The sequence below is a fragment of the Bacteroides sp. AM37-9 genome, assembly GCF_003603455.1.
GTDB classification, from domain to species: Bacteria; Bacteroidota; Bacteroidia; order Bacteroidales; family Bacteroidaceae; genus Bacteroides; species Bacteroides xylanisolvens.
This window is the reverse complement of sequence record NZ_QTNF01000028.1, coordinates 2,208-19,725: the sequence shown is the minus strand read 5'-3', so window position 1 is coordinate 19,725 and position 17,518 is coordinate 2,208. Positions and strand designations below refer to the sequence as shown.

Sequence of the window (17,518 nt, the reverse complement as noted above, 5' to 3'; positions counted from 1 at the left end):
TATTTTAAGAGAAAAGTATATGCCAGACATTAAGGATATTCTGAAAAATGAAGATTTCGGTAGCATAGTAGGTGATTTATGCGTTGATACCCGTGAAAATCGTAATCCTCGTGAATATATGGAGGAATACAATGGAGACAGAACCCGTCGTAAAGAATCAGTTGGGTATCGGGAGCCTAAAAAGATTGCTGTATATTCAGATACAGAAGTAGAAATTGACCCCGAAACAGGAGCCGAAAAGCCAAAGAGACTAGAAGACAAGACTGTCGATGTAGCTAAGGTCGTAACCAACCTACCTAAAAAGATCGTCCGCACATCTGTTGCTTTTTTGTTCGGCGGTGAAATGACTATCACAGCAGAAGATTCGAACGACGGATTTGATGAATTTAAGAAAGTCTATAAGCGAAAGCTCAAGATGCAATCGGTATTGAAAGAGTTTGCTCGCAAGGTGTTGTCTGAAACCAAAGCAGCTATTGTATTCTATCCGGTCACTAAAGATGATGGAAAAAGCCAGTTGAAGGTTAAGATTCTATCTACTCCCAAGGATAGTAATGTCGAATGTGAATTTTATCCACACTTTGATGAAGACGACGATATGGACGGCTTTATCTATAAGTACAATGCAGAAGTCAATGGCCGTACTTGCGAATGCGTGAAAGTCTATACGAAAGATGTTATCTACTCCGGTATTATGGACGGTGTTTGGCTAGTGAAAAAGATAAAGAATCGTTTTGGCAAGATTCCGGTAGTATATGCTGAAGTCGATTGTCCGGATTGGGAAGATGTCGCTAATTTGATAGACAAGAAAGAAATGAGACTTTCCCGCCTATCAGATACTAATGACTACTTTTCCGAACCGATACTGAAAACTTATGGTTTGGCTAATCTTCCGAGCAAAGAAACTGTAGGCAAAGAGTTAAACTTTACTATGGAAGTAGATGCGGATACCGGTAATACATATCACGGTGATGCAGATTACTTAGCATGGCAACAGTCCTGTGAATCCGTAACACTTGAACTTAACCAGTTAGATGATGCAATACATTCCGGATCTTCAAGTCCTGATTTATCTATGAGTAAACTAATGGGGCTTGGCAACCTTAGTGGTACCTCACGTCGTTTTATGTTGATTGATGCAGAGATTAAGGCATCTGAACAAATGGAGATATTCGGCCCGGCAGTTCAACGTACAGTGGCAATAGTTCAGGCTGGAATGGCTAATATTACGCACACTAAATATGCATCGCAATTAAAAGATAACTACATTGAGGTTGAGTTTGGTAGTATCCTCCCACAAGATCTAGCTGAAGAACTCAAGAACCTTGAAACTGCTTCTCAATTCAATAGCAAGGAAACGATTATAAAGAATTCACCATACACTGACGATGTGGAAACAGAATTGAATCGTAAGAAGCAAGACGAAAAAGAGACTGCACAGAATAATTCATTTATTGGAGCAACTTTATAATCTATGCCCGGACTTTCTTTCTACGATAAACAACATATACAGAAAATTGCTGCACAGCAGGCCGTAATAGCTAATATCTTTAATCAATTTATTCTTTCTGTTTCCCCGTATCTCCATAAATGGTCTGATGCGGGGAAAAATAACGTATGGATACGTAATCAGAGAATAGAGAGTGCAGTTGACCGGGAACTGCTGAATCTTGAATCAATGCTATATGCTAATATCTCTGCATTTCAAAAGGACGGTTGGGAACGAGCAGAAAGAAAGAATGATGATTTTATTTCCCAGTTCATCAAGGGAATGTCTATTTCCAGTGCAACGAAAGATGGTATGTTCGCCCATAGCTTATCTGCATTTGAAGCGCTAAAGAACGATATAGATGCTAACGGATTCAAGTTATCTGATAGAGTTTGGAATATTACGCAACAAACGAAATCGCAACTCGAATTCTATCTTGATAGTGGCGTAGTTGCCGGACGTAATGCAAACGGAATCAGTAGCGATATACGGCAAATTTTGCAAAATCCCCAAAAACGCTTTCGCAGGATCCGGAATGAGAAAGGTGAATTGGTATTATCACAACCAATGAAGAATTATCATCCAGGACAAGGTGTTTATCGTTCAGCATATAAGAACGCTCTCCGGACATCTGCTACAACTACGAACATTGCTTATCGTAGTGCGGACTATGAACGTTGGAGCAAACAGGACTTCATATTAGGTATTGAGATACATCGCTCGGCCAATAATCGAGGACCGTGCAAGATATGTGATGCGATGGTAGGTAAATATCCGAAAACATTCAAGTTTACAGGCTTTCATCCTTTTTGTATCTGCTTTGCCACTCCTATCACCATGGAGCCGGAAGATTTTGCTGATTTCTTGCTGAATGATACGGTTCCGCAAGGTCAGACTATTACGGATATTCCCCAGGCGGCAAAGGATTTCGTCAGCGAAAATAAAGATGGATTACAATCTGCTTTCTGGTACAAGGATAACTTTACCAATGATGGAGGACTACAAAGAGAAATAGTTTCCCAACCTATTACGAATGAAGTTATAAAGGTTTCTAAACGTATCAAGACTGATGCAGAGAAAAATGATATTCAAAAAAGATGGGAAGACCGATTTGTAAGAAACTTCAACCAAGCCAAAATAGAACAGAAGATTGGTGTAAAAAAAGGCAAAGAAATGACCTTCGAAGAAGCTAATGAGTTACGGGGAAACATTAATTATGGAAAAGCAAGCGAATATAGTGTAAATTGCCAGTCTTGCGTAGTTGCTAATGAATTGAGGAGACGTGGATATAATGTTACAGCTCTACCAAATCTTCAAAAGACAGGGAACATTCCATATGAGTTATCAATGCGAACCAATTGGGTATGGATCGACCCCAAGACTATGGTTATGCCTAAAAAACAGACTGCAGGAGGCATATATGATATAACAAGATCGGGAGCTTTAAAAAGCAAAAGTATAAAAGAGTTAACCAAAGAATTAGTTGAACTAGTAAAAGAACCGGGAAGATATCATATTGATTTTGCTTGGAAAGGCAAGAATTCTGGGCATATTATTACTCTGGAAAAATTACATAATGGAAAAATAATAATATATGACCCACAAACTGGAAAGATGAAAAACTGGAGAGAATTATCAAAGGAAATAAGTTTGAGATATGGAGTTAATGTATTACGTGTAGACAATTTGTTGGTTAATACTGATATTATTAACGGAATAGTGAAAAAATTATAGTAATGTATCTACATGATCTTTAGGCATGGAAGTCATTCCCATTATATCTTCTGATTGAGTATATGGTGCTAACGTAGCAACACTATCTTTAACAAGGATAAAGCGAGGATAACCAATACAACATCCTGCATCTTCTTTCCGGGATACTGTATATGCTAAATAGCCGTTCCATTCTCCATAATAGGAAACTTGATCGAATCCATTTTGAAGAGCGAGTTCTTTAGCTTTCTTTCTATATTCTTTCTTCTTATTATCCATGTTGCAAATATAGTCATTGATTCCGGAATAAAATATATAAGCAGGAAAAATTTACTCCCCTTATATTTTAATAGAAAATCGTTATGACAATCATTGATGCAATTAAAAAGGGCTTGAAAGCCGCAGGTGTAAATGAAAAGTACGCTGTAAAGGTTCAGAAACTCTTCAAAATCGAAAAGGAGGATGATATTGATACTTATATTGCCTTGTTCAAAGACAATATTCTTCCTGATCTTGAAAACACATCCGCAATAGAAAAAGCGAAAAAGGATGCTATTGCCGAGTATGAAAAGAACAATGGTTTAAAGGATGGTAAACCTATCAAATCGGCTAAAAAGACTAAGAAAACAGTAAAATCCGAAGACGATGATGAAGAAGACGATGATGAAGACTTCGAAGATTTGCCCGCATCTGTAGTTAAGCTATTGAAAGCCCAACAGAAGCAAATCTCCGAGTTGACCGTATCGGTATCTTCTGTCGTATCAACAGTCACAACTTCCACGAAACAGGCATCAGCCAGAACACTATTTGCAGATGCAAAACTCCCTGAAAAGTGGTTTAACCGTATTGATGTCAATTCTGAAACTTCTGTTGAAGATCAGATTAAAGAGTTGCAAGAAGAATACGCTGAAATCAGACAGTCGGTAATAGATGATGAGGTCGCCGGTGGCGGTTACAAGCCTAATTCCTACAAGCCCAAAGAACGTTCTGAAAAAGAATGGCTAGAACTTATGGAAGACGAAGAAAACTCAAATAATGGAACTGCCAGTCTTGGCCTCGATGAATAATAACTAATAATTAAAAGCTATGTTCAGAAAAAAACAAAAAGAATTTCAGTATGCTCCCGGAATCGAAAAGATTATTGAGGACATTCAGGGCGGTGGTACTATTGCCCGTGCGGAACTGAAGGGAATCATTGATGAACTTCCTCCGCTTGTTATGGTAGGTAAGGATGCTAACGGTCTTTATCATACTGTTAAGACCGGAAGAATTACGGCAGTTGCGGATGCTGATGCAGTAACTATTCAAATAGCAAAGAATCATGTGTTTAAAGTTGGAGAGGCTGTTACTGTTGGTGGTGCCTTAACTGGAGCTGCTGATGTAATCTCTGCAATCGACAAGACCAACCCAGGCTACGATACGATAACCCTTGCTGGACCAATTGGAGCTGCAGAGATAGGTAATGTATTAGTTCTTGTTACTGCCAAAGCTGATGCCAAAGCCGCCAAGTTCAAATATGTACCAGAAGTTATTACAATGAACAAGGTTGATGTAACGGTTGCTAACCAGCAATCAGGACTTCTGGTACGTGGTACTGTAAATGAGGCAGTAATGCCCTACCCTATTGACGAAGCAATGAAGGCATTGCTTCATTTTATCCGTTTTGTGTAATCCATTAATTCATAATTATGTATGGAAAGAAGTTTAATTAAACAAGTGAACCGTAAGAATATGGGTGCCCGTCTTAACTCGCGTAAAGTTAAGCCGGTATTCTTCCCTAATTTCTTTGGTGTAAAACAGAAGAACTCTCTGAAATGGGAAACTCTTACTGGCGAAAAAGGTGCACCGGTTATCGCTGATGTTATTTCATTCGATTCTTCCGCACCGCAAAAGAAACGTGAAGTTATCGGCAAGATGTCAGGTGATATCCCTAAGACTGCCGTAAAACGCGGTATGAACGAAAGCGACTGGAACGAATACCAGCAACTTAGCCGGGATTGTGAAGGTGATGCAGACTTGAAATCAATTCTAGACCTTGCTTTTAAAGATCAAGACTTTGTATATAACGCTGTTCGTGGCCGTTTCGAATGGTGGTGTATGCAATTGATGTCTAAAGGTGGCTTCATTCTCAATTCAAGCAATAACAATGGCATTGTTACCGAAGAATTTGTAGGCTGTGGTATGCCTAATGAAAACAAGAAAGTTGCTGCTGTGGATTGGTCTAAGTCTACAACGGCCGACGGCTTACAGGATATTGAGGACACTGTGGTTGCCGCTTCTGCCGAAGGTGTTACTATCAAATACGTAGTAATGCGCAAAGACAGATTTGCTCTATTGAAGAAGCAAAAGGCTGTTATTGAAAAGGTAAAAGGCTGGATCAATCAGAAAGAAAAACTGACTATCTCCAAAAAGGTTATCAATGAATACCTTGCTGCCCAAGAGAATACGGAAGGTGTCCAGATTGTTCTTGTAAGTCCGTCTGTTCGTATTGAGAATGCTGCTCATCAACGTACTACTGTAAATCCATGGGAATCCGCTAATATTTGTTTCCTGGAAGATTTACAGTGTGGCGACATTCAGCATGGTCCTATCGCAGCGGAACATTCTGTTGAATACAAGAAGAAAGCTACAACGCTGAAAAAAGACTTTGTTTTCATCAGCAAATGGTCTGAACTGGAACCGTTCAAGGAGTGGACTAAAGCGGAAGCCAACGCAATTCCTGTAATTAATGATCCTGATGCAATGTACATCATGAAAACTGATGGCCAAGCATGGGAAGAAGGTGAAGATACTGAAAAAACAGATGAAGAGTAAACTATATGGCAACAATCAGAGAAACAATACTGGAATATCCTTCTATTGAGGATATGGAAAGCTTCTTAGATAAGGTAGTCTTCGTCAAGCGGGGCATCAACCCCGAAGCGGAATGTACTACTGAAAACATGAAGCAAGTTGGTCTTTGTGTCGCTGATACGTACGCCATGTTAGTAAACTCACAGGATTTCAGTGAGAATAAGCTTTCTATCACTCATCCCCGTTCTTTCTATGTCCAGACTGCAAAACAACTGTATATAGAAAACGGGGAGCCGGAGAAAGCCGGTAAACTCGGGAAACGAATCATTATCAAAGGAAAGGCTGGTAACAGATGGTAAAACGATATCCACATACAGCGATAGTCACTATCGACGTTAACGGAAAGACAGTAAACGGTGAATGGGTTCCGGGGAAACCGATTGAAATATCCGTTCCCGGACGTTATGATCCTGTAAGTGATGGTACTGTTGTCTATAAACGTAATTCTGCTGGTGATGAAGCGCAAGTACATGGCTATTTTTACACCAAAATCCAACCGCCGGCAGACAGTAAGTTTTTGCGTTTGAAAGTTGATTCCAAAGGCGTAGATGTACCAATTATTTGTTGGGAATCTTATCAATCACATTCAATTATCAACGTATGAAAAATGGCATGACTCCCCTATTCGACCAACATTCACTAGAACGTTGGTTCGATCACTTTCAAAGCAAAGCAGAAAACAAGATACTTGTATTGCTGCAGGCAGGAGGTGAAAAGTTTATCGATATAGCTCGCCAGAACGGCTCATATAAGGACCAGACTGGCAATCTTCGTTCATCTATCGGATATATAATTGCGAAAAACGGAGAAGTGGTTGCAGAGAACTTTACTGAAAGTGAAAAAGGAACTGACAAGACAACCGGTAAGTATAAAGGGCGTAGGCTTGCAGAAGAAGTATCTCTGTCTCATTCCGGTGGTTATGTGTTGGTTGGTGTTGCAGGAATGGAATATGCGGCTGCCGTGGAAGCTAAAGGATATGAAGTCGTTTCAGGGGCTAATACGCAATGTGAGAAGTATCTAAGGGATACGTTGAAATCAGTTTTTAGCAAGATTTGATTATGGATGAATTTGACGCTGTAGATATAGTTTATAATGCTGTGGCCGCTGCGGGCACCGATGTTATGATTTACAAAGACAAATCGGAAGCAGGCTTGACCAATGAACATATCGTTATCAATCATCTACAATTGAATGAACTCGACTTCATTAATAAAGTGCCTATTAACGTCAACATCTTTGTCCCTTTGAATGAAAATGGTATGCACCAACGTCAACGCATGAAGGAAATTAAGCGTAAGGTGCGGAAGTCGCTTGATTCAATCAATAGTAATGACGGTGTATGTAAAGAAGTGACAATTCTCTGGAGTGTTCCAATGCCGGACTTGAAAGAGAAATTCGCTTGTACAAATATTAGACTAGAAATTTTAATAGATCAATAATTATGACAGGAGAAGTAAGACCTATCGCTATGGGCGTAGGTAAAATTAAATTTGGAACAGTCGGAGACGGTGTTCCAGGAGCGGACCTCAAAGATTTTCCTCTTCCGACAAAAGGAAGTGTAGTATTCAACTTTGCGGATCCTAAAGAAGTAAAAGTCGAAACGGAAGGAAGCGATGAACCTTTGTATGTTGAATTTGTAAAAGATACAACAGATTACATCGAGCTCTCTATTCCTACTCCTTCTAACGAAGTACTTAAAGAGTTAGCAGGTGGTGAGATTGATACAGCTGACGGAAGAAACATCTGGAAGAAACCAATCAACGTTCCTTCTATCTCAAAGACATTCCAGTGTGAAACATTACCCAAAAACGGTAAAAAGGTAGTTTATACCGTAGTTAATGGTAAGATTACTTCTAAGATCTCACAAGCTCCCGGTTCCGAGCAAGCGGAGTTGTTACTTGTACGTGTATATATGCAGGCAGCTATTACAGCTTCCGGAGAAAAAAAGGCTGCTTTTATGCGTGAAGTTATAAGCGTGTCTGAAAGCGGAGAAGCCCCGGCAAATCCAGCAAATCCCGAAGGCGAAGAAGTAGTAGAGTAAAAATGGTTTCCTGTGTAGCTTAGTTGGTTAAAGCACTACATTAGTAGAGACCGGTGGTTCGAATCCACTCACAGGAACAAACTATTTGAAGGATGGAGCCGAAAGTATTAAAGGTTAGTCGCGAATAACTGGACATATTGTCAGGAAGTACAACTGACTAGGCTCCTTGATGAAATTTATGAGTATAAAAAACTTATTCCAACAAGAATCTGATTCTGTTACAGAACAACCTGTAAGAATCCCATTTGATTTCTCTAACCGAGATTCTATTCCTAATGGAAAGGACCCAGGTAATAGTATTGTAATAAAACCAATTACCGTCCGGACATGGTTTAGAATTCGTCCGCTTCTTCTTGAAATTGAAAAAGAAGATATTGATAGGATGATTGTAAAAAAGGGAGAGCTGCCAGAAGATTTTCCCAAAATTATGGATAAGTACGGAGAACTGCTTCTTGATATCGTATGCTTAGGTATTCATAATAAGCCAAGTGATCCGCCAAAATGGTTTAAACAAGCTCTTGCAGACAATTCCACATGGGAAGATATACGCATATTATTCAATGCAATTATATATCGAATAGGATATCACCCTTTTTGTACCTCTATCACGATGCTTCGGAACGTGAGCCCATTGCGAGAGACGGAGATAATAGCCGCTCGGAAAAATCTACAAAGCTGGAAGGATACAACCAAAGTAGATTCTTAGTTATTGTAAAAGAAGCTCTAGGATTGACTTTTAATGAGACGCTGGATAGTAGCTATGGATTAATAGAGATATTACTTCAGGAGTACTCCTTTGTAATGAGGGAGCGAAATAAAACGACAGATGAGGACGGAGAAGTCGAAGGACGAGACTATGAATGGATAGAACTACCAAGTTTTGATAATCCAAACGAAAAGATCCGGATGAAAAGATATTATGATATTAACGGGAAGGTCAAAAGATAAAGTAATTTGCCATTGTGTTTATATATTAGGTTAACTGTTTTTTTATTAAATTGATTTAGAGTTGTTTTTGGTCCCTTGTGTCTGTGAAGATACAGGGGATTATTTTTTCATTTCTTGAAGCATCTGATTGAGAGAAGCATTATCCTGCTGTAGATTTTTAATCAATCTTTTCTGATAAGAGAGCATCCCTTCAATTCTTCCTTCACTCTTCCCTTTCTCGTAGGCAGCTTTAATCTCTTCTTCCGTATAGCTACTTTTATTCGCTATGGATACGTTTTCATTTTCCTTGGTCATGGCGCTAATGAATAGTGATTTATATATTATAGAAAAAGGCTATCTCTCCCCTTTTATTCCGACCAAGGAACATAATCTTTCAAATGCTTTGGGACTATGTAGCAAAGGGAATTGATAGCCTTATATTGTAATTCTAGGCTTATCAACTCCCCAAAGCATTTATAAAAACTGTTCCTTGGTCTTAGAACACTGCAAAGATGCTTATTCTTCTTGAAATAGCCAAATTTTGGCTCCTCTTTATATTTTAAGAATAAATGCTATATGAGTATTCAGAACAAAGATGGAGCGTTGTATTTCGCAACAGGCATAGATAATTCAGGACTATATTCCGGGCGTCAGGAAGCGATGGGAATCATTAAGGCAATGGCCAGTGAAATTACCGCTTTCGATGTATTCGGTGGGATCGGCATTAGTGCAGGTATCGCATTTGCCAGAGCTGCCAAAGGTGCATACGACTTTGAAAAACAGTTTCAACAAAGCATGAAAGAAGTTGCTACTCTTTCAAATGGAATTAAAGGCAGCTTAACGGATTACATGAATCAAGTTATGGAGATAACTCGTACTATTCCCGTTGAAGCAAACGAAGCAGCCAAAGCTCTCTATCAGATCGTATCTGCCGGACATGACGGAGCCAACGGAATGAAAGTGTTGGAAGCATCCGCAAAAGCTGCTGTTGGTGGAGTAACCGATACTGCTACTGCAGCTGATGCTATTACAACAGTTCTAAATGCTTATAAATTGGATGCTTCTAAAGCCCAGGAAGTTTCGGACCAGTTATTTACCACCGTTCGATTAGGTAAGACTGATTTTGGTCAACTAGGCAAAAGTATAGCCCAAGCAGCACCTATTGCTGCATCATTTGGCATTGATATAAAAGAAGTCCTGGGCGCAGTAGCATCAATCACCAAACAAGGTGTTCCCACTTCGGAAGCAATGACGAAAATACGTGCTGCTATCTTAGGTACAGCCAACCAGTTGGGAGACGCTGCATTCAAAGGACGTACTTTCCAAGAAGCATTACAACTTATTTATGACAAAGCAGGTGGTTCATCAACCAAAATGAAAGAATTGTTGGGTACCGATGAAGCACTCCAAGCCGCTTTAATGCTTACTGGTGAAAAGGCCAAGGAAGCAGCTTCCGATCTAGACGAAGTTAATAATTCTGCCGGTGCAGCAGAAGCAGCCTTTAAAGAAATGGCTTCATCTGCCGAAAATCAAATGAAACTACTTGGAAATAATATAACAGCTACCCTTCGTCCCCTTGGAAAAGAGATTTTAAAACAAATATCAAGTGCCGCACAATCAATAAATAAGGCATTTGATAATGGAAATGCACAGGAATCATTAAAAACTATTGGTGCCCTAATAGTTACCGTTACTACGGCTCTCGCTGGATATAAAGGAAGTATTTTGGCTGTAAGTACCGCTAAACAAGTACATGCAACAGTTACAGCTATTGTTAACAAGCAGCGGACTGTTGAAGCGGCTAACTTGGTATTGACTAAAGGCATGTATGCCGTTGAAGCTGCAATGATTGCCAAAAACACATCTGCACGTGTTTTATTGACAAAAGCTCTCAAAGCCCAAACGATTGCACAATTAAAAAATGCAGCAGCGATGCTAACCAACCCTTATGTGCTGGCTGCCGCTGCATTTGCAACGCTCGGTTACGCAATATACCATGTGGTAACGGTTGAGACAGAAGCTGAAAAAGTACAGAGAAAATATAATGAAGCATGCAAAGCATATACCGAACAAGCTGATAATTTGAAAAAAAGTGCTACAGATTTACTTTCAACGATACGCGATGAGACTTCTGCAAATTATGAGAAAGTCATAGCATATAATAAGCTTCAAAGCATTATGCCAAATATTTTTAAGAATATGGATATTGAAAAACTTAAATTGATGGATATCCTTTCTTTAAATAAGATGATCGCAGAAGAAGTTCAGAGACGTGCACGAATTGGAGCACAAACCAAATTGATTATGGCTCAACGTAATTATGACTCAATTCAGGCTTTAATTGCTGAAGATTCAAAACGTGGAACTTATTCCGGACAATATGACATACAACTTGGCAGGGCTAAAATAGAAGTTGATGCAGCTCAAAAGGTTGTAGATAATATTGCAAAGATTCAAAAACAAGCGAAAGAAGAAGATGAAAAAGAAAAGGAAAAGTCGGAGATTCAAAATAAAGCCTTTTGGACCAAGCAAAAAGATGATGCAACGAAAGCACTAGATTCAATAGCTTCGGCTCAAAAGAAATTGATGGATGCTGGAAATTTCAAAGGGATTGATGCTACTGTCGTTACTGCCTACAAAGAAAACATCAAAAAGCTAAAAGAAGCAGAGAAAGAGTTAAAAGTTTATGATTCATTTTCCAAGCAAGATGATAAGGCACAAAAATTACGTGAAGAACAAGAAAAATATAAACTCCTGTTAGAGAAACAGAAGTTTGACCAGGAACGAATGAAAGAAGATTCAGCAAATGAACTTGAACAGATTGAAATCAATAAACTTAAAGAAAGCAGTGAAAAGGTTCTAAGGCAAAGAGCACTCAATCATCGGCTAGAATTACAGGCTATTAAGCGCGAAACCGAGGATAAGAAACGGAAAGTAATAGAAGATGCACGAGCTGCTTTTGAAATCAATCCTCAAAATAAAAAGAAGGTTTTTAATGCAGATGTTTTCATCAATTCAGAATCTACGAAAAAACTGTTTGCTTCATTCGATAATATAGCAAAAGAAGCTACAATCGCTACCAATACAAAGTTTGATCGCGGAGATGATTTATCTGACCTGTTGAATCAGTATCAGGATTATACAGACCAGCGTCTTGCGATTGAACGAAAATTTAATGAGGATATTGCAACGTTACAGGAACAGCGTAAACAAGCTACGAAGAATGGAGATACAAATCAGGTAGAACAGATAGACCGTTCCATTGCTCAAGCAACGAAAAATAAGGGAATGGAGTTAATGAAACTGGACTACGATAAGTTGAAAGAATCCCCAGAATATGTTCGCGCCTTCGAAAACTTGAAAGAAACTTCTTCCGAAACTCTTAATTCCCTTTTAACGCAATTAGAGAATGCAAAGAGTACAGCGGCACAAGTTCTATCTCCTGATCAACTTCGCGAATATACGAGTACAATTCAATCCATCATGGACGAATTGGATTCCCGTAATCCGTTTCAGTCATTATCTGATAAGAAGAAAGAACTAGCGGAAGCTGAAGAAGAGCTAGCCAATGCGCAAATCGAGTTAGAAAATGCTCGGATAAAAGCCGAGGCTGTGAAAGGAGGTGCTAAATTTGAGAATGGGATCAAATCCTCTAAATACAATCCGGAAACAGGTAAAATAGAATCGACTAAAGCCTATTTATCCGAAGCGCAGGCCTTGGAGCAAGTTAAAAAGAAAACTGAAAACTACAACGCAGCAAAAGATAAGGTTGTCAAGAAAGACAACCAAGTTAAAAAGGCAGAGAAAGAAGTCAGAGCACAGATATCAGAACTAGCGGACACAATAGATGAACTTGGAAAAACGATCGGTGGACCTGCTGGAGAAATTATCTCTTTGATTGGTAATATCGGAGCATTTACAATGACTGCTATGTCTGGCGTTGAATCAGCAGCAAATACATCAGCGAACGCTATTAGTACAGTTGAAAAAGCGTCTGTTATTCTTGCGATCATTGGCGCAGCAATGCAGGTAGCAATGAAAATCTTTGATTTGTTCGGAAAAGACGATACAACGGAGAAATACGAGAAAGCGAAAGAAACGTATGAGTCTTATATCAGTATTCTTGATAGAGTAATCGAAAAGCAACTGGAATTAGCTGAAACTCTTACAGGAGATAATGCCAATGCAGCCTATGAAAAAGCGCTTAAAATGGTAAAATTGCAAAGTGAAAATGCTAGGGTTTTAGGACAACAGTATCTAAATTCTGGTGCTTCTGGAAAATCACACTCGAAGGGATATAGTGAAGTTGAAGATATGTCCTGGGAAGGTTGGAAACAAGCAGCGGACACACTAGGAATGTCTATTGATGATTTCAAAAAGAAAATGGGCGGACGTATGACCGGTCTATTTGATTTGACAGATGATCAACTTGCAAAGCTTCAGGAGAATGCAGGCATATTTTGGTCACAACTAGATTCCGATACACAAAAATTTGCCGATCAAATAGCAAATGGTGTCGCAAAGGTTGCGGAAGTATTAGAACAACAAATTGCTGATACGACTCTTATTGATTACAGTTCTCTCCGCTCTGACTTCCAAGACTTGCTTACTGATATGGACGCCGATAGTGCTGATTTTGCAGACAACTTCGAAGAATATATGAGAAATGCCATTCTTAATTCCATGCTTAAGGAGGATTATATGGACCGGTTGATTGAATGGAGGGAAAAGCTATATAATGCAATGGATGATGGTATGACCGAGGATGAATATAATGCATTGAAAGCCGAAGGCCAACAGATTGCCAATGAAATGAAAGCTAAACGCGATGCATTATCAGAAATATATGGTTTTGGCAAAGATGATGATGAAGAACGTGAGGCATCAAAGAAAGGATTTGCTTCTATGTCGCAAGACTCTGCAGATAAGCTAGACGGTAGTTTTGCTGTTATGATCTCTCATACATATTCAATTAATGAAGGTGTAAAGCATCTCCAGTCTAATTCGGATAAAATAGCGGAAAAACTCGCATATCTTTCAAATTTGGATAAATATATGGGAGAAATAATGAAATACAATGATATTGTTATCACTTATCTATCTGATATAAGCAGCCATACAGCACGGCTTGAAGCGATTGAAAAAGCCATAGAGTCTATAAAACTGGGTATTGATACATTAAACACAAAAGGCATAATACTGAAGCGATGAAAGGACAATTACTAATAGATGAATTAGATATGTATACCAAACACGGTATTTCAATTATAAAGGGGAGCTACAATAATCTTGTTGCCTTCCCTACTTTGAAAGATCCGGAGAAAAACGACTGGCCGGAGGAAGACGGACAAGAATTTGATCTTTCTGTGGTTGCCCTAGACACAAGCGAAATTAGTATAGAATTTGGCTTTAGAGATGACTTGGGATTTGGTGGATTAATAGCGCTCCTTTCCGATATGGGATACCATAATTTCCGTTTTCCGATTCTTGGTAAAACATATCGTTTACGTTTGTTATCACAGAATAGCTATACAATTTATCCTAGACTTGAAATAGCGAAGATAGTTTTTGCAAACGATTTTCCTCATGAAGTAAATTATGAATATCAGGACCCTGTTAATTCTATCGCTATGCCAAAGGGTTATGAAATAGACAATAAAGATTTGTCCGATTATGGCGTAATAGTTCTTCCAGGTAGTAATGCCGAGATATTGAAAACTCCGGCAGTAAAAAAGAACCTATTGCAGAATTTCAAACGTCAAGATGGAGCAATCTATGACGGTGAAGTTGTGAAATTCCAAACCAAAGAAGTATCTCTCAAATGCCTGATGCGGGCCGGGACGATTGAAGCGTTCTGGCGTAATCGCAATGCCCTACTCTATGATCTCACAAAACTGTCTGCTAAGGTCGATGATGAAGGATATGAGTATTCTGATGCTGAACGTATATTTTATTGTGATGAGTGGAGTGAAAGCTATCCTTGCTATTATAAGAGTTGCCAGACAAACAATTTTCTTCTTAATAATGGGGTATGGTGGGAATTTACCTTGAAACTTGTATTTACTAGTTTCCGGATTGGAGAAACAGACTTCCTGCTTGCATCCGAAGCAGGAGAATTTATCATAACAGAAGATGGAATATTTTATATTGACTTAAAAAATTATGCCAATTAAAAAGAAAAAAATCAGCGAATTAACGCTTGCTGATAGCATGGTAGGATTGTACACTATTGGCGTTAAAATGGTGAATGGCGTACAAACAAGTGTAAAAGTTAGTCTTGAATTCATAAAGAAAGCCTATGATGACGTAGTTGCAGCAACAAAGAAGGCCAATGACGCAGCAAAGGCGGCCGATGATTCCCGAACCCAAATAGAAGCGAATGAAGATACTCGACAACGCAATGAAGCTACTCGTATCGATGCTGAAAGAAATCGTTCAAATGAAGAACAAGCCCGGTCAGCTGCAGAATCAGTACGTATCATAAATGAGAATACCCGTAAAGCAGAGGAAGCAGCTCGTGCGACCGCTGAAGGGCAACGTGTATCTGCAGAACTTAGCCGCGTTGAAACAGAAAATAAACGAGTGTCAGATGAACAAACACGTAAAAGTAATGAAGATGCACGTAAGACCGCTGAAACAGGACGTTCTTCTGCAGAATCGGAACGTGTGAAGGAAGAAGACAAACGAAAAGCGGCTGAAACAACACGTTCTACAGCTGAAACAGATCGCGTAACAGCCGAAGATGAACGAAAAGAAGCCGAATCCACGAGAGAAACGAATGAAACTGCACGTGTGATAGCCGAAGATAATCGCGTTACTGTCGAATCTGAACGCGTATCTGCTGAAACAGACCGTAAATCAGCGGAGACAGCCCGAGTATCAGAAGAAAACAAAAGAAAGTCCGCTGAAACAGAACGTAAATCAGCGGAGACAGCCCGGGTATCCGAAGAAAATAAAAGAAAGCAAAATGAAGATACCCGCAAAGCTGCAGAAGATACTCGTTCCTCAAATGAGACTAGGCGTGTCTCTGCTGAAACAGAACGTGCAGAAGCCGAATCCCAACGTAAGTCAGAGTATAGCGGTATTATACAAGAAATGACATCTGCTACAGGAGATGCTACCGCACAACTAGAACTTGTAAAAAAAGCTACGAATGATGCAAATGCTGCCAAAAACGCATCAGTTGAACAGACTGCTCTTGCAAAGAAAGCTACTAATGACGCTAACGCAGCAATTATAAGTATTAATGCTGCCAAAGAAGAAACCCAACAAGCAACAGAAGAGGCTAACGCTGCCAAAGTTGCATCGGAAGCCCAAACAGCTTTAGCGAAAAAAGCTACTGATGATGCTAATACAGCCAAAAACGCATCAGTAGCGCAAACAGCTCTTGCTAAAGCTGCCACAGATAGCGCAAATGCGGCAGCACAGGCCGCCAATAACGCAGTTTCTGGAGTTGATGCTAAAGTAAAAGCTGCAGTGGATGCACTTGTAGCTGGATCACCGGAAGCCCTCGACACGCTTATTGAATTGGCTAATGCCCTTAATAATGATCCGAACTTCGCCGCTACCATGGCAACAGAGTTAGGGAAGAAAATCAACGTTTCCGATATTGTCAACAACCTAACAAGTGGTGGTACTGGCAAGGTCCTTTCTGCCGAACAAGGGAAGGTTTTGAAAGCAGCTTTGGATACACATAACCATGCAGGAATATACGAACCTGTATTCTCAAAAAATACAGCTTTCAATAAGAACTTTGGCACAACTTCCGGAACTGTTTGCCAAGGAAATGATAGTCGACTAAGTGACGCACGTACACCTAAAGCGCATACTCATAAGAAGTCTGAAATAAGTGATTTTCCAACTTCTATGCCAGCAAGCGATGTGCCTGCATGGGCGAAAGCTGCAAGTAAACCATCTTATACAGCTTCCGAGGTTGGTGCGTCCCCGTCGAATCATACTCATACAGGGGTCTATCAGCCAGCAGGAAGTTATGCAGCGAGTTCGCATAAACACGAAGCAACGGATATTACTCCGGATAGTACTCACCGCTTTGTTACTGATGCAGAAAAAAGCACTTGGAATGGTAAAGCTGCAGGTAATCATAACCACGATTCAGCATATCAACCTAAAGGTAATTATGCACTGTCTTCACATAAGCATACAGCAACAGATGTGACCGAGGATGCTACACACCGATTTGTAACAGATTCTGATAAAACAAATTGGAATGGAAAAGCGGCAGGAAACCATAACCATTCAGGAGTATATCAACCGGTTGGTAATTATGCACCTGCTTCGCATAAGCATGCAGCGTCAGAAATAAATGAAGATGCCACACACAGGTTTATGACGGACGAGGAACGGGAAAAACTGGACGGAATAGCGGCAGGAGCTAATAATTACTCTCATCCGGCTTCTCATCCTGCATCAATGATTGAAGAAAGCACGTCAAGAAAGTTTATGACCCAAGACGAAAAAATGCTACTAAGTTCTCTCGG

The 17,518-nt window shown here is 39.7% G+C and carries 16 protein-coding genes and 1 tRNA gene; 15 read left to right on the top strand and 2 right to left on the bottom strand.

What is annotated here, in order from left to right; genetic code table 11:
• Positions 1-19: 19 nt before the first annotated feature.
• Both DW862_RS17885 and DW862_RS17880 read left to right on the top strand, forming a co-directional pair.
• A complete protein-coding gene (locus DW862_RS17885; RefSeq protein ID WP_120069687.1) occupies positions 20-1,468 on the top strand; it encodes a phage portal protein in 1,449 nt (482 codons plus the stop codon).
• Between the two features lie 3 nt (positions 1,469-1,471).
• Positions 1,472-3,220, top strand: coding sequence for a toxin glutamine deamidase domain-containing protein (locus DW862_RS17880; protein ID WP_120069683.1), 1,749 nt, complete (start codon positions 1,472-1,474; stop codon positions 3,218-3,220).
• Here the strand turns inward: DW862_RS17880 and DW862_RS17875 are convergent.
• Positions 3,215-3,478: a hypothetical protein gene (locus DW862_RS17875; protein ID WP_008998658.1), complete on the bottom strand. Its 264-nt coding sequence runs from the start codon at positions 3,476-3,478 to the stop codon at positions 3,215-3,217. The genes DW862_RS17880 and DW862_RS17875 overlap by 6 nt on opposite strands.
• Before the next feature lie 83 nt (positions 3,479-3,561).
• On the opposite strand from DW862_RS17875, the gene DW862_RS17870 reads away from it, so the two are divergent.
• The 10 genes from DW862_RS17870 (at position 3,562) to DW862_RS17825 (ending at position 8,799) form a co-directional block, all read left to right on the top strand.
• On the top strand, positions 3,562-4,266 hold the full coding sequence (locus DW862_RS17870) for a hypothetical protein (RefSeq protein WP_120069680.1): 705 nt from the start codon (positions 3,562-3,564) through the stop codon (positions 4,264-4,266).
• Between the two features lie 19 nt (positions 4,267-4,285).
• On the top strand, positions 4,286-4,870 hold the full coding sequence (locus DW862_RS17865) for a hypothetical protein (RefSeq protein WP_120069677.1): 585 nt from the start codon (positions 4,286-4,288) through the stop codon (positions 4,868-4,870).
• A gap of 21 nt (positions 4,871-4,891) precedes the next feature.
• On the top strand, positions 4,892-6,013 hold the full coding sequence (locus DW862_RS17860; RefSeq protein ID WP_008998661.1) for a major capsid protein: 1,122 nt from the start codon (positions 4,892-4,894) through the stop codon (positions 6,011-6,013).
• Positions 6,014-6,018: 5 nt separating this feature from the next.
• On the top strand, positions 6,019-6,351 hold the full coding sequence (locus DW862_RS17855) for a hypothetical protein (RefSeq protein WP_008998662.1): 333 nt from the start codon (positions 6,019-6,021) through the stop codon (positions 6,349-6,351).
• Positions 6,345-6,656, top strand: coding sequence for a hypothetical protein (locus tag DW862_RS17850; protein ID WP_008998663.1), 312 nt, complete (start codon positions 6,345-6,347; stop codon positions 6,654-6,656). The genes DW862_RS17855 and DW862_RS17850 overlap by 7 nt, the downstream gene beginning before the upstream one ends.
• Entirely contained in the window at positions 6,653-7,108 is a 456-nt protein-coding gene (locus DW862_RS17845; RefSeq protein WP_120069674.1) for an HK97 gp10 family phage protein, read from the top strand. Before DW862_RS17850 ends, DW862_RS17845 begins: the two co-directional genes overlap by 4 nt.
• A 2-nt stretch (positions 7,109-7,110) precedes the next feature.
• Positions 7,111-7,491, top strand: a complete 381-nt coding sequence (locus tag DW862_RS17840) for a hypothetical protein (RefSeq protein ID WP_120069671.1) — start codon at positions 7,111-7,113, stop codon at positions 7,489-7,491.
• Between the two features lie 2 nt (positions 7,492-7,493).
• Positions 7,494-8,093, top strand: coding sequence for a hypothetical protein (locus DW862_RS17835; protein ID WP_120069668.1), 600 nt, complete (start codon positions 7,494-7,496; stop codon positions 8,091-8,093).
• Positions 8,094-8,101: 8 nt separating this feature from the next.
• Positions 8,102-8,170: transfer RNA gene (locus tag DW862_RS17830), tRNA-OTHER, on the top strand.
• 101 nt (positions 8,171-8,271) lie between these two features.
• Positions 8,272-8,799, top strand: coding sequence for a hypothetical protein (locus tag DW862_RS17825; RefSeq protein WP_008998667.1), 528 nt, complete (start codon positions 8,272-8,274; stop codon positions 8,797-8,799).
• A gap of 341 nt (positions 8,800-9,140) precedes the next feature.
• On the opposite strand, the gene DW862_RS17815 is transcribed toward DW862_RS17825, so the two are convergent.
• On the bottom strand, positions 9,141-9,335 hold the full coding sequence (locus DW862_RS17815; protein ID WP_008998668.1) for a hypothetical protein: 195 nt from the start codon (positions 9,333-9,335) through the stop codon (positions 9,141-9,143).
• A gap of 261 nt (positions 9,336-9,596) precedes the next feature.
• On the opposite strand from DW862_RS17815, the gene DW862_RS17810 reads away from it, so the two are divergent.
• From DW862_RS17810 to DW862_RS17800, 3 genes are all read left to right on the top strand, one after another.
• A complete protein-coding gene (locus DW862_RS17810; protein ID WP_120069664.1) occupies positions 9,597-14,231 on the top strand; it encodes a phage tail tape measure protein in 4,635 nt (1,544 codons plus the stop codon).
• Positions 14,228-15,193: a hypothetical protein gene (locus DW862_RS17805; protein ID WP_120069661.1), complete on the top strand. Its 966-nt coding sequence runs from the start codon at positions 14,228-14,230 to the stop codon at positions 15,191-15,193. Before DW862_RS17810 ends, DW862_RS17805 begins: the two co-directional genes overlap by 4 nt.
• A partial coding sequence (locus DW862_RS17800; RefSeq protein WP_243636509.1) for a hypothetical protein occupies positions 15,183-17,518 on the top strand: 2,336 nt, incomplete at its 3' end. The genes DW862_RS17805 and DW862_RS17800, both read left to right, overlap by 11 nt.

Bases quoted from the DNA above. Each gene is read 5' to 3' on its own strand.
- DW862_RS17835 (WP_120069668.1), top strand. From the start codon at position 7,494: ATGACAGGAGAAGTAAGACCTATCGCTATGGGCGTAGGTAAAATTAAA.
- DW862_RS17865 (WP_120069677.1), top strand. From the start codon at position 4,286: ATGTTCAGAAAAAAACAAAAAGAATTTCAGTATGCTCCCGGAATCGAA.
- DW862_RS17810 (WP_120069664.1), top strand. From the start codon at position 9,597: ATGAGTATTCAGAACAAAGATGGAGCGTTGTATTTCGCAACAGGCATA.
- DW862_RS17840 (WP_120069671.1), top strand. From the start codon at position 7,111: ATGGATGAATTTGACGCTGTAGATATAGTTTATAATGCTGTGGCCGCT.
- DW862_RS17875 (WP_008998658.1), bottom strand. From the start codon at position 3,478: ATGGATAATAAGAAGAAAGAATATAGAAAGAAAGCTAAAGAACTCGCT.
- DW862_RS17885 (WP_120069687.1), top strand. From the start codon at position 20: ATGCCAGACATTAAGGATATTCTGAAAAATGAAGATTTCGGTAGCATA.
- DW862_RS17805 (WP_120069661.1), top strand. From the start codon at position 14,228: ATGAAAGGACAATTACTAATAGATGAATTAGATATGTATACCAAACAC.
- DW862_RS17860 (WP_008998661.1), top strand. From the start codon at position 4,892: ATGGAAAGAAGTTTAATTAAACAAGTGAACCGTAAGAATATGGGTGCC.
- DW862_RS17870 (WP_120069680.1), top strand. From the start codon at position 3,562: ATGACAATCATTGATGCAATTAAAAAGGGCTTGAAAGCCGCAGGTGTA.
- DW862_RS17845 (WP_120069674.1), top strand. From the start codon at position 6,653: ATGAAAAATGGCATGACTCCCCTATTCGACCAACATTCACTAGAACGT.
- DW862_RS17855 (WP_008998662.1), top strand. From the start codon at position 6,019: ATGGCAACAATCAGAGAAACAATACTGGAATATCCTTCTATTGAGGAT.
- DW862_RS17850 (WP_008998663.1), top strand. From the start codon at position 6,345: ATGGTAAAACGATATCCACATACAGCGATAGTCACTATCGACGTTAAC.
- DW862_RS17825 (WP_008998667.1), top strand. From the start codon at position 8,272: ATGAGTATAAAAAACTTATTCCAACAAGAATCTGATTCTGTTACAGAA.
- DW862_RS17880 (WP_120069683.1), top strand. From the start codon at position 1,472: ATGCCCGGACTTTCTTTCTACGATAAACAACATATACAGAAAATTGCT.
- DW862_RS17815 (WP_008998668.1), bottom strand. From the start codon at position 9,335: ATGACCAAGGAAAATGAAAACGTATCCATAGCGAATAAAAGTAGCTAT.